Annotated in this window: 16 protein-coding genes and 1 pseudogene; 12 read left to right on the top strand and 5 right to left on the bottom strand. The window is 69.4% G+C overall.

All coding sequences use genetic code 11. The annotated features are described in order from the left end of the window. Positions 1-17 precede the first annotated feature (17 nt). The 7 genes and pseudogenes from B3G12_RS03925 (at position 18) to B3G12_RS03895 (ending at position 6341) form a co-directional block, all read left to right on the top strand. Positions 18-650, top strand: a complete 633-nt coding sequence (locus tag B3G12_RS03925; RefSeq protein WP_290499203.1) for a Mu transposase C-terminal domain-containing protein — start codon at positions 18-20, stop codon at positions 648-650. Further along, complete coding sequence (locus B3G12_RS03920; RefSeq protein ID WP_083529208.1) at positions 637-1557, top strand: AAA family ATPase; 921 nt, start codon at positions 637-639, stop codon at positions 1555-1557. Before B3G12_RS03925 ends, B3G12_RS03920 begins: the two co-directional genes overlap by 14 nt. A 225-nt stretch (positions 1558-1782) precedes the next feature. After that, positions 1783-3229, top strand: a pseudogene (gene merA / locus B3G12_RS03915) (mercury(II) reductase). 112 nt (positions 3230-3341) lie between these two features. Continuing rightward, the gene (locus tag B3G12_RS03910) at positions 3342-4730 is read left to right on the top strand and encodes an FAD-dependent oxidoreductase (RefSeq protein ID WP_058857607.1); all 1389 of its coding nucleotides are present in this window, start codon (positions 3342-3344) and stop codon (positions 4728-4730) included. A gap of 91 nt (positions 4731-4821) precedes the next feature. Then, positions 4822-5196, top strand: a complete 375-nt coding sequence (locus tag B3G12_RS03905) for a heavy metal-responsive transcriptional regulator (protein ID WP_290499198.1) — start codon at positions 4822-4824, stop codon at positions 5194-5196. Between the two features lie 186 nt (positions 5197-5382). Beyond that, positions 5383-5742, top strand: a complete 360-nt coding sequence (cmtR, locus tag B3G12_RS03900) for a Cd(II)/Pb(II)-sensing metalloregulatory transcriptional regulator CmtR (protein WP_144943287.1) — start codon at positions 5383-5385, stop codon at positions 5740-5742. Then, positions 5739-6341 (top strand): cadmium resistance transporter, encoded by a 603-nt coding sequence (locus tag B3G12_RS03895; protein ID WP_144943286.1) that lies wholly within the window; start codon positions 5739-5741, stop codon positions 6339-6341. Before cmtR ends, B3G12_RS03895 begins: the two co-directional genes overlap by 4 nt. A 343-nt stretch (positions 6342-6684) precedes the next feature. Here the strand turns inward: B3G12_RS03895 and B3G12_RS03890 are convergent, their stop codons facing one another. Further along, on the bottom strand, positions 6685-7131 hold the full coding sequence (locus B3G12_RS03890; RefSeq protein WP_144943285.1) for a hypothetical protein: 447 nt from the start codon (positions 7129-7131) through the stop codon (positions 6685-6687). Positions 7132-7202: 71 nt separating this feature from the next. Beyond that, positions 7203-7640, bottom strand: coding sequence for a DUF1772 domain-containing protein (locus tag B3G12_RS03885; protein WP_144943284.1), 438 nt, complete (start codon positions 7638-7640; stop codon positions 7203-7205). Between the two features lie 90 nt (positions 7641-7730). On the opposite strand from B3G12_RS03885, the gene B3G12_RS03880 reads away from it, so the two are divergent. Continuing rightward, positions 7731-8339 (top strand): TetR/AcrR family transcriptional regulator, encoded by a 609-nt coding sequence (locus B3G12_RS03880; RefSeq protein ID WP_144943283.1) that lies wholly within the window; start codon positions 7731-7733, stop codon positions 8337-8339. 134 nt (positions 8340-8473) lie between these two features. Next, on the top strand, positions 8474-9022 hold the full coding sequence (locus tag B3G12_RS03875; RefSeq protein WP_144943282.1) for a GrpB family protein: 549 nt from the start codon (positions 8474-8476) through the stop codon (positions 9020-9022). Positions 9023-9085: 63 nt separating this feature from the next. Here B3G12_RS03875 and B3G12_RS03870 read toward each other — a convergent pair whose 3' ends face one another. From B3G12_RS03870 to B3G12_RS03860, 3 genes are all read right to left on the bottom strand, one after another. Beyond that, positions 9086-9796, bottom strand: coding sequence for an AAA family ATPase (locus tag B3G12_RS03870; RefSeq protein WP_144943281.1), 711 nt, complete (start codon positions 9794-9796; stop codon positions 9086-9088). Positions 9797-10002: 206 nt separating this feature from the next. Continuing rightward, positions 10003-11037, bottom strand: a complete 1035-nt coding sequence (locus tag B3G12_RS03865; protein ID WP_144943280.1) for an aldo/keto reductase — start codon at positions 11035-11037, stop codon at positions 10003-10005. Further along, a complete protein-coding gene (locus B3G12_RS03860; protein WP_144943279.1) occupies positions 11034-11669 on the bottom strand; it encodes a tetratricopeptide repeat protein in 636 nt (211 codons plus the stop codon). Before B3G12_RS03860 ends, B3G12_RS03865 begins: the two co-directional genes overlap by 4 nt. Positions 11670-11782: 113 nt before the next feature. On the opposite strand from B3G12_RS03860, the gene B3G12_RS03855 reads away from it, so the two are divergent. The 3 genes from B3G12_RS03855 to B3G12_RS03845 all read left to right on the top strand — a co-directional run bounded on the left by B3G12_RS03855 (position 11783) and on the right by B3G12_RS03845 (position 18685). Beyond that, the gene (locus tag B3G12_RS03855; RefSeq protein WP_144943278.1) at positions 11783-12229 is read left to right on the top strand and encodes a YsnF/AvaK domain-containing protein; all 447 of its coding nucleotides are present in this window, start codon (positions 11783-11785) and stop codon (positions 12227-12229) included. Between the two features lie 130 nt (positions 12230-12359). Beyond that, positions 12360-12923, top strand: a complete 564-nt coding sequence (locus B3G12_RS03850; protein WP_055084075.1) for a histidine phosphatase family protein — start codon at positions 12360-12362, stop codon at positions 12921-12923. A 680-nt stretch (positions 12924-13603) separates the two neighbouring features. Continuing rightward, entirely contained in the window at positions 13604-18685 is a 5082-nt protein-coding gene (locus B3G12_RS03845; protein WP_290499197.1) for an NAD-glutamate dehydrogenase, read from the top strand. The last annotated feature ends 52 nt before the right edge of the window (positions 18686-18737 follow it).

Below are 18737 nucleotides of genomic sequence, written 5' to 3'. Positions count from 1 at the left end.
CAGACGCGTGACACTAGGTGCTCCCGCACCTGCCCGGGTACATCCCGCACGGCACCGGCGGCAGGCCCACCTCACCACCCGCCCTGAGCCTGGAGCAGCTCGACGCGGTGCTGGGGCGCTACCTCATCGAGGACTACCACTGTCGGGTGCACTCCGAGACCGGCCAGGCCCCGGCCGCCCGCTGGATCGGGGCCGGGTGGATTCCCCGGGCCCCGGCCCGGGGCGAGGACCTCGACCTGTTGTTGCTCACCGCCGCGACCACCCGCATCGTCCAGCGCGACGGCATCCGCTTCCAGGGCACCCGCTACATCTCCCCGGTGCTGGCCGCCTATGTCTCTGAGACCGTGACCATCCGCTACGACCCCCGCGACGCCGGCGAGGTGCGCGTCTACCACCAGGACACCTACCTGTGTCGGGCGATCGCCCCCGAACTGGCCGCCGAGACGGTCACCCTCCAGCAGCTGCAGCAGGCCCGGGGCGCCCGGCGCGCCGCGCTCAAGCAGCAGCTGCGCGCCCGGCGCAGTCTCGCCGACGCCCTGCCCACCGACGACCGCTGGGCACCACCACCCGCCCCGGCGCTGGACCCAGCGGAGCACATGCCGGCGGATCGGGCGCCCCGACACCGGTTGCGGACCTATGCCACCGACTGAGCCCGACTCCACGCGGAGCTTGCTGGGCAAGGACGACGACGGCCGGCGGTTCCTCTCCGGCACGTTCGGAGAGATCAACGGGCTCACCTCACCCCCGTATCCGGGCGCACCGGCGTTCTTGCCCACGCGGGAGCACCGCCGCTTCACCGAGTTCGCCGACACCGTCCGCGCCCACCGCTACATCGGCGTTTGCTGGGGCCCACCCGGGGTCGGCAAGACGCTCTCGGCCCGGCACTACGCCGGGGCCCCGGAATGGGAGCAGTGGCAACGAGACCTGGGCGAGGACCGCGGGCCCGGCCCCATTCCCGAGCGGGTCCTGCAGGCCCGCACCGCGCTGTGGACCCCGACCGTCAACGCCAGCCCCCGCCAGGTCGACCAAGCCCTGCCGCGGTCCTGCCAGCAGATCTCCTACGCCATCGACTACCACCGCCACGGCCGGGTCGACCCGTTCGTGCACCCCGAATCGCGGTCCTCCGGGCTCACCGAGCTGCTCATCATCGACGAGGCCGACCGGCTCAAGACGACCGGACTGGAACAGGTTCGCGACTACTACGACCGCCACACCATCGGGATGATCCTCATCGGGATGCCCGGCATCGACAAGCGCCTGGGGCGCTACCCCCAGCTCTACAGCCGGGTCGGTTTCGCCCACGAATACCGCCAGCTCACCCCTGAAGAGCTCACCGCCGTCCTGGTCCGCCGCTGGCACACCGACGGACTGGCCGGTGACGACGAGTTCACCCAGACGGTCGCAGTCGCCACCATCGCCCGGATCACCGGCGGCAACTTCCGCCTCGTCGACCGCCTCCTCACCCAGATCAGACGCATCCTGGAGATCAATCACCTGGCCACCGTCACCCCCGAAGTCGTCGAAGCCGCCCGCGACGCACTCCTCATCGGTCACTGACCACACAGGCCGGCCACCGGCTCCTGAGATCCACCAGCCAGACAGTGGCCTTTGGCAGCGACTCCTCGAGAAGGCCGCCGGGTCTGCGGCGAATACGGTCGTGCACACGACGTTGCCGCGACGACGTCTTGACCTTCCTCTCTAGGGGAAGGTGCAGGCTGGGCGCAGAGCGCAGCACACAGAAGGCCACTCGGGGCCTTCATCACGGATTTACGGAGGCCGGCCATGCCTGAGACTGGAACGCACGAAGTGGACCTGGCGATCATCGGTTCCGGCGGTGGTGCTTTCGCCGCCGCGATCCGGGCCACCAATCTCGGCAAATCAGTGGTGATGGTCGAGCGTGCCATGGTCGGGGGTACCTGTGTGAACACCGGGTGCGTGCCGTCGAAGGCGCTGCTGGCCGCCGCCGAGGCCCGCCACATGGCGCTGGACGCCACAGGACGGTTCCCCGGCCTGAGCACGTCGGCCGCCGGAGTGGACATGCCCGGGCTGATCACCGGTAAGGACGCGCTGGTGGAGGGGATGCGCTCGGACAAGTACCTCGATCTGATCGCCGACTACGGCTGGGAACTGGCCACCGGCGAAGCCGTGTTCACCGGAACCGCCGAGGACCCGGCGCTGGAGGTCACCGGAGCCGACGGTACCCGTCAGCAGGTGCGGGCGGCCCATTATCTGGTGGCCACCGGCTCCACCCCGATCGTCCCGGACGTCGAGGGCTTGGCGGAGGTGGACTACCTGACGTCCACCACGGCCATGGACCTGGACGAGGTGCCGGAGTCGTTGCTGATCATCGGCGGCGGGTACGTGGGCATGGAGCAGGCTCAGCTCTTCGCCCGCCAGGGGCTCGAAGGTCACCATGGTCGTGCGGTCCCGGCTGGCCTCCCATGAGGAACCGGAGGTCTCCCGCACCTTGATGGGCGTGTTCGCCGAGGAGGGCATCCGGGTGCTCCGCCGGGCCACCGTCTCCTCCGTGGCTCCCGACCGGGATACCGGGGAGGTGGTGGCCACCGTCACGGGCCCGGGCGGGCAGGAAACCCTGCGGGCGACCCGGCTCATGGTCGCGGTCGGGCGCCGTCCGGTCACCGAGAACCTGGACCTCGGCTCGGTCGGGGTGGACACCGGTGAGCACGGCGAGATCGTGGTCGACGCCCGGATGGCCACCTCCCACCCCAGGGTGTGGGCGGCCGGGGACGTGACCGGGCACCCCCAGTACGTCTACGTGGCCTCGGCCCACGGGGTCACCGCAGTGGAGAACGCCTTTCACCACACCGGCCAGGAGATCGACTACACCCACCTGCCGCGGGTCACTTTCACCACCCCGGCCATCGCGGCGGTGGGCATGACCGACCAGCAGGCCCGGCAGGCCGGTCTGGCCTGCGAATGCCGGGTGCTGCCCCTGGAGTACGTGCCGAGGGCGCTGGTCAACCGTGACACCCGCGGGTTCGTCAAGATCGTCGCCGAGGCAGAGACCGGACGCGTCGTGGGCATCACCGCGGTGGCCAAGGACGCCGGGGAGCTTGCCGCGGCGGGCGTCTACATGCTCTCCGCCTCGATGACGGTGGATCAGGTCGCCACCCTGTGGTGCCCGTATCTGACGATGGCCGAAGGACTCAAGATCGCCGCCCAGTCCTTCCGCACCGACGTCTCCAAACTCTCCTGCTGCGCCGCCTGAGGACCGGCCTCGAGCGGGCCGGCCCTCCACCCACGGGTGGAGCCAGAGGCCTTGAACATCGAGCACGGCCTCAGGCCCACGCTTCACGAGCCACTGCACGAAAGGGGTAGTCATGGTCCAGCGATTGGTCGTCATCGGCGGGGATGCCGCGGGGATGAGCGCGGCCTCCGCCGCCCGCCGCCAGCTACCCCGGGAGCAGTTGGAGATCGTGGCCTTCGAACGCGGTCACTACACCTCGTATTCGGCCTGCGGCATTCCCTACTTCATCGGCAAGGACGTCGCCGACACCACGGAGCTGATCGCCCGCACCCCGCAGCAGTTCCGCGACCACCACGCCATCGACGCCCGCACCGGCCATGAGGTCCTGGAGATCGACCTCCACCGCCGCGCCGTACTGGTCCGCGACCTGGCCGCCGGCCGGGAGAGGTGGGAGGGCTTCGACCAGCTCATGGTCGCCACCGGCGCCACCCCGGCACGCCCGCCCCTGCCCGGGATCGGGGCACACGGCATCCACGGGGTCCAGACCCTCGACGACGGCCTCGCCCTGCGCGCAGTGCTGGAGCAGGACCGGCCGGGCCGGGCGGTGGTCGTCGGGGCCGGCTACATCGGCCTGGAGCTGGCCGAGGCCCTGTGCGCCTGGGGCGTGGACATCACCGTGATCGGACGCCCCCCGGCCCCGCTGCCGGGCCTGGACCCCGACATGGGCGCGCTCATCGCCTCCGCGATGGAAGGCTTCGGGATGGAGGTGCGGATGGAGGAGACCGTCACCGGCTTCGACACCCACAACGGGCAGGTCACCGCCGTGGTCACCGACCAGGCCACCATCCCCACCGATCTGGTGATCCTGGGCCTGGGTGTGACCCCGAACACCGCCCTGGCCGCCCGCGCCGGGATCCCCCTGGGGGCGACGGGTGCGATCACGGTGGACCGCCGGCTGCGCACCGGCATCGAGGGGGTGTGGGCAGCCGGGGACTGCGTGGAGAAGTTCCACCGCGTCTCCCGCCGCCACGTGGCCCTCCCGCTGGGCACCCACGCCAACAAGGAAGGCCGCACCGCCGGAATCAACATCGGCGGCGGCTACGCCACCTTCCCCGGAGTGCTCGGCACCGCCGTGACCAAGATCTGCGACGTCGAAGTCGGACGCACCGGCCTCGGGGAACTCGAAGCGCAGGCAGCCGGGTTCGACCCCATCACCGCGGTGGTCGACTCCACCACCCGGGCCGGCTACTACCCCGGGGCCAAACCCATCCGCACCAAGCTCATCGCCGAACGCGGCACCGGACGACTGCTCGGCGCCCAGATCGTCGGGGAAGAAGGCGCGGCCAAACGCATCGACGTGCTCTCCGTGGCGCTGTGGCACGAGACCCCGGTGGAGGAGCTGCTCAACATCGACCTCTCCTACGCCCCACCCTTCTCCCCGGCGTGGGACCCGGTGCTCATCGCCGCCCGCAAGACCTGGCAGGCCGTCGAAACCGACCGCTCCCGCACCGAACCCGGATGACCACCGACCCCCTCCGGGTCAGGCAGAACTCTGCGCCGAAACCTTCCTCTACCGTGGAAGGCCACAAGACAGTCCAGGATCGAGGTACACCGTGCGGATCGGTGAAGCCGCCGCAGCGGCCGAGATGACCACCAAAGCCCTACGGTTCTACGAACAGCAAGGACTTCTCGCCCCGGTGCACCGCGGTCCCAACGGGTACCGCGACTACCCACCAGAGACCGTCGCCCGCCTGCAGTTCATCCGCCGCAGCAAACTCGCCGGACTCACCCTGACCGAGATCCGGAAGATCCTGCAGGTACGCGACGCCGGGCAGGCCCCCTGCGCCCACGTAGCCGCCCAGCTGGACCAGCAACTCACCGACCTCGACCAGCAAATCGCTGAACTCACCGCTCTAAGGGCCTCCGTGGCCGAGCACTACCAGGCCGCCTCCCAAGGCGACCCCACCCAGATCTGCAGCTACATCTGAGGCCACAGGAGTACCACAGCCGCCAATTACCTCTGCCAGAACACCGCCATTTACCGTCGACAGTCACAGCAAGAAGTCGTCGAGGACTGAGCTCGCTCGACGTACGGTGACGGATCCCCTTACGGGCATGCGATCTGGGCTGACGCCTGTGACCGAGTGTTCAGTGTGCGCTGTATAGTTCAGTGCATGCTGACTGTTGCTTCGCGTCTCGACGTGATGAACCGCCTGGGTCGTGCACTGGCCGACCCCACTCGATCCCGGATCATCTTGACCCTGCTCGACCATCCCGCTTACCCGGCGGAACTGGCCCGAGATCTGGACCTGACACGCCCGAACGTGTCCAACCACCTGGCATGCCTGCGCGATTGCGGGATCGTCGTCTCCGAGCCCGAGGGTCGTCGGACACGATATGAGATCGCCGATTCGCACCTGGCGCAGGCGCTGACGGCACTGGTCGATGCCACCCTGGCAGTGGACGAAGACGCCCCGTGCATCGATCCCGCCTGCTCGCTTCCCGGATGCGACGCAGCTGGGGAGGGCGCATGATCCTCACCTCGGTCTTGCAGGCGATGGGCCTGTTCGCAGCGACCAACATCGACGACATCATCGTGCTCTCCCTCTTCTTCGCGCGAGGGGTAGGCCAGCGCGACACTACCGCCCGCATTCTGGCCGGCCAGTACCTCGGCTTCGCCGGCATCCTCGGTGCCGCGGTCCTGGTGACCATCGGCGCCGGAGCATTCCTGCCCTCGGCAGCCATCCCGTACTTCGGTCTCATCCCTCTGGGCCTCGGCCTCTGGGCCGCATGGCAGGCCTGGCGCGGAGACGATGACGACGATGACGACGAGGCCAAGGTTGCCGGCAAGAAGGTCGGCGTGTGGACAGTCGCAGGCGTCACCCTTGCCAACGGCGGCGACAACATCGGCGTCTACACCCCTGTCTTCTTCAGCGTGGAACCTCTCGCAGTAGTCGCCTACTGCATCGTCTTCCTCGCGCTCGTCGCGGTCCTGGTGGCCCTGGCAAAGTTCGTCGCCACCCGCCCCCCGATCGCCGAAGTGCTCGAACGCTGGGAGCACATCCTCTTCCCCATCGTTCTCATCGGCCTCGGCATCGTGATCCTCGTCAGCGGCGGAGCCTTCGGACTCTGACGTAGCGGCAGCGATCCAAACGGCCCCGACCGGGCGCACCCCTCTCGGTTCAGACCGCGACACCTACCTGCAGCCAGTCCTGCGTGATCGCGGCAACAAGACCGCCACGGAGCGCTGCAAAAACCCCGCCACCAAGCGAACGAAGCCACAGTCGTTCCTCTCGATGAGCAGCGGTGGTGTCCGGTGAGGGTTCGGCTTACGGGACTACGGGTCATCGTCCGCCCGAGCATCCAGATGGGGGCATGGGAGCTCGTCGAGCGTGGCCGGCCTCGGGTGGCCCCGGCAGGTGCGGAACTGCTCGTGACCGCATCGGGGCGCTTGAGGTCCTCGCCCGCCACGGCTCTCACGGCGTTTCGGCCGCCGAGCCGGCGGGCCGGATGCCCTGGGACAGCAGGCTGCCTCCGAGGGTCACGAGCCCGGCGGCGAGGGTGCCCGCCCCCACGTAGATCAGCGGATACAGTGTGTTCGGTTCGGTGGCCCCTTCCCCGGCCGAGGAGAGGAAGAACCCTGCTGGCATGAGCAGCGCCGAGGCCGGGACTGCCCAGCGCGCCACCTGCCCGCGGATCCCGGACAGCCCGGCGGCATCGGTCAGCACAATCGTCGCCAGCCCGAGCGTGGCCAGCGACCCCGCGTGGCCGTGCCCGGCGCGAGAGAAGGTCAGTTGGAACTCGGTGGCGGGTGCACTGCCCTGGACGAGCTGAAGGATGTAGTTGCCCCCGACCTCGATGCCGAGCATGGCGAGGAGGAGGGAACCGGCGGCGATGCGGGAGGGGCGGGTCAGCGTGAACATGAATGGCTCCAGGTGTCGAGTGGGAGGACAGGGGGTACGGGCCGGTGATGGTGGTGAAACCGCCCGCGTTCTCAGGACGCGGCGGTGCTGATGCTCACCAGGACGAAGCCGATCAGCTGCAATGAGCCGCGCACGGCCTGGAACACGTCCCACCGGCGGCGCTTGGCCTGGAAGTCCAGGGGCACCTCGCCGCCCGGGATGCGACCCGTCCACAGGTTGAGCGGGACGTTGCCGAGGATCGTCACCACCAGGGCGATGGTGAGCACGCCGGCCGCGATCGCCAACCAGACGGTGCCGTAGCGCGCGACGCCGAGGCCGGCAAGGATCGCCGCCGCCGTCATCCCCACGGGCATCACCCGGCCGAAGGTGCGCAGCAGCCCTTTCTCCATCACCACTTGGTCCTCGACGGGCAGGCGACGGATCACGGGGTGGACGAGGGCGACCGATGCGAATTCCGCGCAGCCCACGAAGCCGGTGACGAGCAGTAGGGACAGGAGCAGCAGATCCACGGGATCTCCTCGATCGAATGAGGGCAGGGAACGGGACGCACAACAACTATGTGAACGGTGTCCACATCGTGGTGACGGTATCGTGAGTGTGTGAACACTGTCAACACCAAGCCTTACCATCACGGCAACCTGCGCGAGGAGATGGTGCGCATCGGCGTGGAGCTCGCCGCAGAAGGCGGGCCCGAGGCGGTCGGACTGAGGGAGACCGCACGCCGCGCCGGCGTCTCGCCCTCGGCTGCCTACCGGCATTTCCCGGGCCAGGACTCTCTGCTGGAGGCAGTCCGCCACACCGCAGCGGACGCCCTCGGACAATCGATGCAGCACGCGGTATCGGAAGTGGCTGCCGATGCCCCGGCGACGGAGCAGGTGATCGCCGCAGGCCGCGGGTACTTCGAGTTCGCGTTGAACCGGCAGATGCTGTTCCGGTGCCTCGCCAGCGGCTTCGAGCTGCCCGAGGAAGACTCCCGAGACAGCCCGTTCGCCCGGCTGCTGGAACTCGTCGGCGGTCTCAAACGGGAAGCTTCCGCAGTCGTCGACGACCATGCTGCACGGTTCGACGCGGCCGTCGCCCTGTGGTCCGCGGTGCACGGGATCTCGGTGCTGTGCACCTCCGGCGCGCTGCGGGACGTGCCGCAGCCACGCAAGCGCGAGCTGCTCGAGGTTACCCTGGCCACCGCCGTGCGCGGTCTTCGATTCTGATGATCAGTCGCTCACTCGGGCCAACGCCCGGGCGCTGCGCCCCGTCAGGCGGTGCTCACGGCAGTGGGCTTCAATTGCACCGCGATGACCTCACGATGTCCCGGTTGGGGATCGGTGAATGGGACAATGTGCTCATGAGCCAGTGGCCGGCGTGGGCGACAGAGCAGGTGCATGTTCAACCGCCCGACGAGAAGTGGCAGCGTCGCGGGGCGCAACTGTGCCGGGAGCTGAATGCAGTGCTCGCCCGCTGGTTGGTTGCCCCAACCGAGCACGTTGGATCGACTGCTGTGCCAGGCTTGGCGGCCAAGCCGATCATCGACGTGCAAGCCGCCGTCGTTGATCTTGACTGTGCGGACTCCGTAGCACAGGTCTTGTCCGCTGCCGGCTGGCACCTCGTCCCTGCCGACCTCGACGCCAGGCCGTGGCGTCGCTTCCTGGTTCAAGTGGTCGACGAGCATCGCGCAGCGCACCTGCACTTGCTGCCTGCCGGCAGCCCGCGCTGGGAAGAGCAGGTGGCATTCCGCGATGCGTTGTGCGCTGACCCGCCGCTCATGCATCGTTACGCGGACCTGAAGCGGACATTGGCCACGCAACACACCGCCGACCGTGAAGCGTACACGGAGGGGAAGGCAGACTTCGTCCGTCGTGTCCTCGAAGAGCAGCCGCGTCCAGACCAGGAGTGAGAGCCGTCCCGAAACCGGATCCCCTTACGGGCGAAGTCGGGTGTGGATATTCCTGCGTTGATGTCAGTCGAGGTGGCGGAGATAGCGTTCGGGTGCCTGGAGAAACAAGCGCCAGTTTTCGACGAGGTCGAGGTCATCGTAGGAAGACTCTCGGATGCCCCAGGGCCCTACCTCGAACAGGTGAGCCTCGGGAAGTGCCGCCAGGATCGGGGAGTGTGTTGAGAGGACAATCTGGGAGCCTTCTGCTTGGAGCTGGCACAGCAGGGCGATCAGGGTGAGGCATCCCGAAAAGGACAGCGCCGATTCGGGCTCGTCCAGAATCCATAGCCCGCGAATGCCCGACCGTGTACTCAGGAAGTCGAGGAACGCCTCGCCGTGACTGTGTTCATGCAGGCTGCTGGGGCCGATTGTTTCTAGGTAGCTGAAGTGGCCGTGCATGGTCTCCGCCCGCAGGAAGACCCCCCGCTTGGAGGAGCCCGGGCCGCGTACCAGCTGAAGGTGATCAGCGAGGTCGGATTCCGTAGGACGGGCAGCATGCATGGCGTTGTGGGTTCCGCCCTCAGGGTTGAGGCCGAAGGCAGCGGCCAGTGCTTCAACCACCGTTGATTTCCCCACCCCGTTGTCCCCGACGAGAACGGTTATGGGGCCGAGATCCAAACCGGAGTCCAGGATCTGGCGTATCGGCGCGAGCGTAGCTGGCCAACGGTGCCGATCCATGGGAGCCGCTGCGTGCTCTTCGAGCCGCCTGACCGGCAACATACTCATGACCTCCATACGCCCAGTCTCTCAGACTGCCCCAGTCGCCGATCCCCTTGTGGTCCTGCGAAGCTCATCCGGTTCCGTCACTCGCGGCAATGTGCCGCCACGGAGCATCTGAAGAACCCCGCCATATTGCGGACGAAGTCACACCGCCGGGTGCGCACCGGAGACGGGCGCAGCGCCGTCGCCGACCGACGCAGGGCGCAGACGTGGGGAGCCCCTCAGGGCAGCGGGCGGCCGCGCGCGGCGGTCCACAGCGCGTACCAGTCCTCGTGGCTCATCAGCTCAGCGGCTCGGGGCGCCTGCGCGCACGCCGCGATCCGTTGCGGATTCAGCGTTCCGACCACGGGCCGGATGCCGTACGGGTGGCGCAGCAACCACCCCACCACCACGGCCTCGGGGGAGAGGTCCATGCGCGCGGCGAGGTCGGCGACGAGCGCGCTCGTGCGCTCCCCCGGTGACGTCGCCGTCGTGCAGCCAGCGCTGTCGACCACGTCACGCGCGGCGTCACGGTCCACCGTCGACGTCGCGGACCCGTCCCCGGACGACGGCGCGGGCGCACCGGAGTACGCCCCACCGGCCAGGGCACCCCACGCCTGGATCTCGATGCCGTCCGCAACGCACTGCGCGAGCAGCCCCTGGGGGAAGGAGACCGTTGCACCGTCCGGGTGGTTGGCGAGCACCTGGGACTCCACGAAGTCCCGGTGCTCGAGGCTCATCTGGATCTGCACCGCGCTCAGCGGTACGCACATCAGCTGCTGCAGAGCGGCGACGTGGTGGGACGTCATGTTGGAGAGCCCCACCGAGCCGATCAGCCCCTCCCGGTGCAGCTCGTCCAGCGCACGGGCGGTCTCGCCCAGCGGGGTGAGGGGGTCCGGGCGGTGCAGGAACAGTCGCTCCACGCGGTCTGCGCCCAGCCGCCGCAGGGATCCCTCCAGGGAGGAGCGGATCGAGTCCCGGTCCAGCCGGTAGTGCACCGGCGAACCCGCCGGGCCGGTGTTCCCGGGGAGCTTGATCCCGCACTTGGTCTGGATCCGCACCGAGCGCCGCAGGGACTCGTCCTCCGCGAGGATCCGCCCGAACACGGTCTCGGAGTCCCCGCCCACGTAGATGTCCGCGTGGTCGAACAGGGTGATCCCGGCGCGGTGGGCGGCGTGGACGGCGTCGCGGGCGACGTCGTACTGGGTCGCAGGAATTTCCGCCTGGCCCCACGAACCGCCCAGGTTCATGCAGCCGTAGACCAGCGGGGAGCTCACGCGCGGCCCCCCTGCTGCTCGGCGGCGCGTCGCAGCCGGGCGGCCTCCGCGAAGGCCGCCGCGGACTCGTCCAGCTTGCCGGTGCTCTCGTAGAGGGAGCCGAGCTCGGTGAAGCAGTCAGAGCGGTCCCTGAAGGTCTCCGGGTCCTCCTGGTAGAAGTCCACGGCCCGGTTGTAGGCGGTGACGGCCTGGGTGGGGCGGCGGGTCGCGCGGTAGACGCGGGCCAGGTTGACGTAGCAGTCCGCCTGGTCCCTCGGGTCGTGGGGCGCGTCCAGGTACTGGCCGAGGGCGTCCAGGAGATGGTCCTCCGCGGCGCGCAGGTCCCCGGTCTCCACGAGCAGTGAGCCCAGAATCAGGTGGGCGCGCGCCTTGTGCCTGCCGCTGTCCTCCAGCCCGGCGAAGTGCTCCAGTGCCTTGCCGTACTCCACGACCGCCCTGCTGGTCTGCTCCGTGACCACGTAGACGTGGCCCAGGTTGTAGTGGCACGCGGCGAGCTCCCGCTCGGTGCCCTCACCCTCGCGGAACAGCTCGATGGCCTGGCGGTACGCGGTCTCCGCGAGGGCGTGGTCACCGCGGTCCTCCGCGTCCAGGGCTCGTGTGAAGTATCCGTTGCCGTCGTCCGAGTAACTCATCCCAGCATCCTCCCGTGGCCCGTCAGGGTTTAAGAATGCTACATGCGCGGGGCCCGCAGGAACCCTGCTGATAGTCTCGGTCGTACACTCTCTCTGGCCCTCTGGAGGACACGATGGCAGCACAGAACACCACGCCGGGACAGACCCCGCATGGGCCGCACCACTCGGACGCCACGGAGCGCGACGCCGCCTCGGTGGTCCGCCACGAGGAGCGGCTCGTGATCCACCGCGAGCAGGAGCAGGCGGGCCGCGCCCGGCTGCGCAAGTACGTGGTGAGCGAGCCCGTGCGCCAGGAGGTCACCGTGGCCACCGAGGAGCCGGACGTGGTGCGCACCGCCGTCACGGCCGAGGAGCGCCAGGCGTTCCTGGACGGACGGGAGCTGGCGGTCGGGGAGGACGAGGTCATCCTCTACCGCACCGAGCCCGTGGTGCAGACCGTGCGGGTGCCCTACCAGCGGGTGCGGCTCGTCGCCCGGCGCGTGGAGCACACGGAGGTCGTGGAGGACACTCTGCGCAAGGAGCGCGTGGACATCGAGACGCAGGAGGACCCGCGCGTCTGAGGGCGGGTCGCCGGTTCGGGGGCGGTGCCGGTGCTTGAGGCGGCGTCGCTGCACGGCCTGACGATGCATTACGTCGGTACGGCACGACGACGCCGCCGGGCCTGTCTGCGCACGGGGGTAGGTTGGGCGGGTGACTGAAACGACCCTGACACTGATCCGCCACGGCCAGACCGACTGGAACCTGCAGGGGCGGCTGCAGGGCCGTTCCGACATCCCCCTCAACGAGACCGGCCGGGAGCAGGCGCGCGAGGTCGGCCGTGAACTCGCCGCCTCCGGACGGCACTGGGACGTGCTCGTCTCGTCCCCGCTGGCACGGGCACGGGAGACCGCGCAGCTGATCGGCGAGCAGCTCGGGCTGACGCTGTCCGGCACGTACGAGGACCTCGTGGAGCGTGCCTTCGGGGACGCCGAGGGCTACGACTGCACGGGCATGTCCGATGACGAGCGCCACGCCTTCATGGAGCACCACGGCGAGACCGCCGAGGACGTGATCCGGCGTGGCATCGCGGTGCTGCAGCAGATCATCCGGGACCACCCGGGCAAGAACGTGATGGTGGTGGCGCATGGGACGATCATCCGTCTCACGGTGGACCGGATCCGCGGCACCCAGCTGCACAGCCTGGCCAACGGTGAGGTCCTGGACGTCACCTCCGCCGAGGTGGCCGCGGCCAGCGCCGAGGAGTCCCGCGGCTGAACCATCGCACCGCGGTGATTCCCGGTGGAGTATGCCCACGGGAACCACGAAGAAGTCGACCACGGCGCGCTTGAAGCCCAGGCCGTAGAACGCCATGACGGGCAGCCAGATGGCGGCGATCTTGCCGATGGCGACCAGGAGAATGCGGCGGCCCACAGCGGACCAGGGCACGCGACCGCGCATTGCGGCCAGGGGCGTCAGGGCGAAACCGCCGGTGAGCAGCCCAATGACCATGAGGATCACGATGGTGATCCCGGCCGGGAACAGCACGAGAGCTGCGGAGGGTTCGGTGGCCTTGGCCGTGCCGGAGGCGACGGCCGCCGTCACCACCTCCGCGGGTGTCTCGTTGCTCATGGGTGCTCAGCTCTCTCGCGGCCACGGGCACGGCTGGTGCGCGGTGGAACCGGTGTGCCGGGGATCCGCAAGAGGGGAAGGCGCAAATCGGCGCCCGGAAGAGTGTAGGTCTCTGCAATGCAGGTGCCCGCCGGACCCGCTTCCTGGCCCGCGTGCTCCCGGGGCCCTAGGGTTAGGGGCGTATGCGGCAGTGTGGCCGTGAGCGAGACGGACGGACGGGGCCCGGCAGCGGTCCCGTGTGCGCCGTCCGTGGTGCCCGACCGGGCGTCACGTGCCACGCCGTGGAGTTACCACCAACTCGACGAGTCAAAAGGCGTGATGCAGCAGTGACCCCTCCTCCAGACACCACACAGGTCATCCCCACAGTGTGGACGCGACCGCAGTGGAGAGGCGCGCAGTCGTGGATCAACGAGTACTACCGCTCCGTGCCGGACGCGGACGTGGCGGGCGCGAACGTGCAGGTGCTCACCGAGCGAGCGGAGACCCACCGCGAGGTGGGGCGGGTCCGTGGTTCGGACCGCCTGTGCATCCAGGTCCGGGAGGACCACGGCCAGACGGTGCTGTACATGGTCACCACGGACATGCCGTTCCTGGTCTCCACGCTGACCACGGAGATCGCGGCGAACTGGGGCGGCGCGGAGCTCGTGCTGCACCCCTTGCTGCTGGCCTCGCGGGACGCCGCCTCGCACGAGCTCACCGCACTGGAGCGCGTGCCCAACATCTCCGCAGTCTCCTCCGGCGACACCACGGCCATCCCGTTGACCCGGGACCTGGTGGGGGAAGCCGCGGCGAGCGGGGACACCCAGATTGCCGTGGAGTCCTGGATCCGCATGGAGCTGCACCGCTCGCTGGACGAGTCCGCGCGTGGAGAGCTGCAGCGCCACATCGAGAAGCTCGTGGTGGACGTGACTCGGGTGTCCGAGGACCAGGTGGCCATGCTGCAAGAGGCCGGGGTGATTGCGGCGTCGCTGGACCCCCTCGAGGAGCTCACTTTCCCGGACGGCTCGCAGCTGCCGGACGTCCAGGCCGCCAAGGACTTCCTCGAGTGGCTGCGGGACGGCAATTTCGTCTTCATGGGCATCAAGCGCTACGACCTCGAGTCGGACGGCGACGACGCCGTGCTGCACTCCCGCCCGGACACCGGCCTCGGCCTGCTGCGCGAGCGCGGCCAGGAGGGCCACGCCCAGCGGCTCACGGGCCTGGGCAGCCTCCACGCGCGGGACCACCAGGTGGTCTTCGTGACCAAGGCGAACCGGCGTTCCTCGATCCACCGCCGGGAGTACCTGGACTACATCGGGGTGCGCACGTTCGGCCAGGACGGTGAAGTGAACGGCGAGTACCTGATCCTGGGGCTGTTCTCCCGCCACGCGTACTCGGTGCCCGCCCAGCTCACGCCGCTGGTGAAGGAGAAGGTGGAGCGGGTGGTCCGGGACTTCGGTTTCCTGCCGGACTCGCACTCCGCCCGTGACCTCATGGGCATCATCGAGGACTACCCGCGGGACGAGCTCTTCCACATGTCCGCGGAGGAGCTCTGTGAGACGGCCAGCGGGGTGCTCGGGCTCAACGAGCGCCGCCAGACCCGGCTGTTCCTGCGCCAGGACACTTTCGGGCGCTTCATGTCCGCGGTGGTCTACCTGCCCCGTGACCGGTACAACACGTCCGTACGCCAGCGCATCGAGGCCCAGCTCTTCGAGGCCTTCGACGCCGAGGCCATCGACTTCGAGGTGCGCCTGACGTCCTCCTCTCTGGCCCGCGTGTTCTTCCGGATCCGCCTGCCCTACACGGGCGAGGTGCGCGAGTTCGACCACGAGGAGCTCGAGTCCCGGCTGCGCGCGGCGGTGCGCTCCTGGCCGGAGTCCCTGGACCGGGCCATCGGCCTGGAGTTCGACGCCGAGCACGCGCTCTCCCTGAGCACCATGTGGGCGGAGGCGTTCCCCGGCTCCTACCGCGAGGACTACGAGATCGAGGAGGCCATCCAGGACCTGCGCCGCTGCGAGGAACTGTGGGGCCGTGACAGTGACCTGCCCGCGGAGGTCCGGGTGGCCGAGACCGGCGGCCAGGTGCGGCTGAACATCTATCTCACGCAGGCCCTGTCCCTGACGGAGCTGCTGCCACTGCTGCACAACCTGGGCCTGCGGGTGCTGGACCAGCGCCCCTACACGGTGACCCCGGCGGACGGGCGCGAGTTCCAGCTCTACGACTTCGGCGTGGAGCTGCCTGCGGGCGTGGACCCGGCGGGTCCCGAGGACGCGAAGACCGAGGATCTGATCGAGGACACGCTGTGCGCGGTGCTCTCCGGGCGCTCGGAGTCGGACAGCCTGGACCGTCTGGTGCTCACGGAGCGCATGGACTGGCGCTCCGTGGCGGTGCTGCGCGCATACGTGCGCTACCTGCTGCAGCTCGGCTACTCCAACTCCTTCGAGTACATCGCGGACACCCTCGTGGCCTACCCGGAGGCCACCGCGGAGATCTCCGAGCTGTTCTCGGCGAGCTTCGACCCGCAGCGCTTCGGGGACGACGACGCTGCTCGCGAGGCCGCCCGGGACGCGGCACTCGAGCGACTGGGCGCCGTGCTGGACGGCGTCCCGAGCCTGGACGCGGACCGCCTGTTCCGTGCGCTCGCGGACGTGGTCTCCGCGACCCTGCGCACGAACGTGTTCCAGCAGCGGCCCACCATGGCGTTCAAGCTGGACCCCGGGGCCATCCCGGCCGCACCCCAGCCCCGCCCGGCCTACGAGATCTGGGTCTGGTCCCCGCGCGTGGAGGGAACGCACCTGCGCTTCGGCCAGGTGGCCCGCGGCGGGCTGCGGTGGTCCGACCGCCGCGAGGACTTCCGCACGGAGGTGCTCGGGCTCGTGAAGGCGCAGATGGTCAAGAACGCCGTCATCGTGCCCACGGGGGCCAAGGGCGGCTTCTTCCCCAAGCAGCTGCCGGACCCCGCGACCGACCGCGAGGGCTGGCTGACCGAGGGTCGGGAGTCCTACAAGCTGTTCATCGCCTCCCTGTTGGACGTCACCGACAACATCGAGCGCGAGGCTGAGACCGGCGCCGCGCAGGACACGGCGTCGTCGTCCCGCGGGGACGCCACCCCGGGCTCCGAGGGCGGCGCGAGCGGGTCGGCCGAGACCTCCGGTGTGGCCGGGGACACCGTGGTGCACCCCGAGAACGTGGTGCGCCGCGACGGAGACGACTCCTACCTGGTGGTCGCCGCGGACAAGGGCACCGCGGCGTTCTCCGACACCGCCAACGCGATCTCCCTGGAGCGCGGCTTCTGGCTCGGTGACGCGTTCGCGTCCGGCGGGTCCGTGGGCTACGACCACAAGGCCATGGGCATCACCGCCCGCGGCGCGTGGGAGTCCGTCAAGCGCCACTTCTTCGAGCTGGGCGTGGATACCCAGTCCGAGGCGTTCACCGTGGTGGGCGTGGGCGACATGTCCGGGGACGTGTTCGGCAACGGCATGCTGCTCTCCGAGCACATCCACCTGATTGCCGCCTTCGACCACCGGGACGTGTTCCTGGACCCCACCCCGGACGCCGCGGCCTCCTACCAGGAGCGCGAACGGCTGTTCACCGCCGGGCGCACCTCGTGGCAGGACTTCGACCGGGACGTGATCTCCGAGGGCGGCGGCGTGTACTCGCGCCGGGACAAGTCCGTGCCCATGACCCCGCAGGTGCGCGAGGCGCTGGGCATCGAGGACGGCGTGGAGTCCCTGAGCCCGCAGGAGCTCGTGCGCCGCGTGCTGCTGGCCCCGGCTGACCTGCTCTACAACGGCGGCATCGGCACCTACGTGAAGGCCTCCTCGGAGACCAACCAGGAGGTCGGTGACAAGGCCAACGACGCCATCCGCGTCAACGGCGAGGACCTGCGCGTGAAGGTCGTGGGCGAGGGCGGCAACCTGGGGCTCACCCAGCTGGGCCGCATCGAGGCCGCGCTGAACGGGGTGCTGGTCAACACGGACGCGATCGACAACTCCGGCGGCGTGGAGTCCTCCGACCGCGAGGTGAACATCAAGATCCTCGTGGACGGCATGGTCCAGGCCGGGCTGCTCTCCCCGGAGGAGCGCGCCGAGTTCATCGAGTCCATGACGGATGAGGTGGCCGAGCTCGTGCTGCGCACCAACGTGGCGCAGAACGTGCTGCTGACCACCGAGCGCGCCCGCGGCGTCGAGTTCACCGAGACGTTCATCCGCCTCATGCACTGGCTCGAGGAGACCGCGGACCTCAACCGAGAGCTGGAGTTCCTGCCCTCGGACGAGCAGCTGCGGGAGCGCGCCACGCAGAACGAGCCCCTCACGGGCCCGGAGCTCTCCGTGCTGACGGCGTACTCGAAGATCCAGCTCACCAAGGCGCTCGTGGACAGCGACCTCGCCGAGGACCCGTGGTTCCACGGCACGCTCTCGCAGTACTTCCCGGCGCAGATCCGGGAGCGCTTCGGAGACGAGCTGGAGACCCACCCGCTGCGCAAGGAGATCATCTCCACGGTCGTGGCCAACCAGATCGTCAACTACGGCGGCATCGCCTTCGCGTACCGCGTGGTGGACGACTCCGGCGCGGACCTCGCGGACATGGCGCGCGCGTTCGTGGCGGCCATGGAGATCTTCGAGCTGCGGGACTACGCGCACCAGCACGCCCACCTGGGCGCGGACGTGCCCCTGGAACTGTGGAACCGGATGTCCCTGAGGATGCGCCGTCTGCTGGACCGCGTGGTCCGGTGGTTCCTGCACCGTCAAGTCGCGGACTCGGACATCCAGGAGCTCGTGAACACCTACCGGCCCGTGGTGCGCATGCGCTTCGGGACCGAGCAGCTGATGAGCACCGAGTCGCAGGAGCGCACCCGCGCGGAGGCCGAGCTGGCCGAGCGGCAGGGCGTGCCCCGGGACCTCGCCGTGGAGTGGGCCGAGCTGCTCGACGCCTACGCCCTGCTCGACGTCGCCCGGCTCGCGGAGTCCCAGGGCCTCACCGGCCCCGAGGGCGAGGTGGGCGTGGGGCCCGACGGCGCGGCGTCGTCGTCCCGGGAGGCGCTCGCCGCCACGAACGAGGACGGCGTGAGCGTGCAGATGGTCGCGCGCGTGTACTTCACGCTCTACGACCGCTACGGGCTCGAGAACCTGCTCAACCGCATCAGCGCGCTGCCGCAGACCACGCGGTGGGAGAACATGGCGCGGATCGCGATGCGCGAGGACCTCTACGCGACCCTCGTCTCGATCGCCGCGCAGGTGCTCGAGACGCCGGGCGCGGACGCCTCCGAGAAGGTCCGTGCGTGGGAGCACGAGAACGCGGACCGGCTCGAGCGGCTGCGCGAGGTGCTCGACGAGATCGAGTCCATGTCCGACACCGACGACTTCGGCTCCGAGCTCGCGGCACTGTCCGTGGCGCTGCGGACCCTGCGCGGTGCGCTGACGGACTGATCGCGGCGGTGTGACCCGCGCGTGACGTCGTCGTGGCGTGACGTCGCGGGGC

Origin of the sequence: Kocuria sp. UBA5001 (genome assembly GCF_002398425.1) — a bacterium.
GTDB lineage: Bacteria > Actinomycetota > Actinomycetes > Actinomycetales > Micrococcaceae > Kocuria > Kocuria salsicia.
The sequence above is the reverse complement of the archived record's forward strand: the minus strand, read 5'-3'. Positions and strand labels throughout refer to the sequence as shown.

What these genes read in the sequence shown, in the direction of transcription:
- B3G12_RS03895 (WP_144943286.1), top strand. Translation starts at nt 5,739, where the DNA reads ATGATCCTCACCTCGGTCTTGCAGGCGATGGGCCTGTTCGCAGCGACC.
- B3G12_RS03870 (WP_144943281.1), bottom strand. Translation starts at nt 9,796, where the DNA reads ATGGAGGTCATGAGTATGTTGCCGGTCAGGCGGCTCGAAGAGCACGCA.
- B3G12_RS03860 (WP_144943279.1), bottom strand. Translation starts at nt 11,669, where the DNA reads ATGAGTTACTCGGACGACGGCAACGGATACTTCACACGAGCCCTGGAC.
- B3G12_RS03890 (WP_144943285.1), bottom strand. Translation starts at nt 7,131, where the DNA reads ATGTTCACGCTGACCCGCCCCTCCCGCATCGCCGCCGGTTCCCTCCTC.
- B3G12_RS03875 (WP_144943282.1), top strand. Translation starts at nt 8,474, where the DNA reads ATGAGCCAGTGGCCGGCGTGGGCGACAGAGCAGGTGCATGTTCAACCG.
- B3G12_RS03910 (WP_058857607.1), top strand. Translation starts at nt 3,342, where the DNA reads ATGGTCCAGCGATTGGTCGTCATCGGCGGGGATGCCGCGGGGATGAGC.
- B3G12_RS03920 (WP_083529208.1), top strand. Translation starts at nt 637, where the DNA reads ATGCCACCGACTGAGCCCGACTCCACGCGGAGCTTGCTGGGCAAGGAC.
- cmtR (WP_144943287.1), top strand. Translation starts at nt 5,383, where the DNA reads ATGCTGACTGTTGCTTCGCGTCTCGACGTGATGAACCGCCTGGGTCGT.
- B3G12_RS03855 (WP_144943278.1), top strand. Translation starts at nt 11,783, where the DNA reads ATGGCAGCACAGAACACCACGCCGGGACAGACCCCGCATGGGCCGCAC.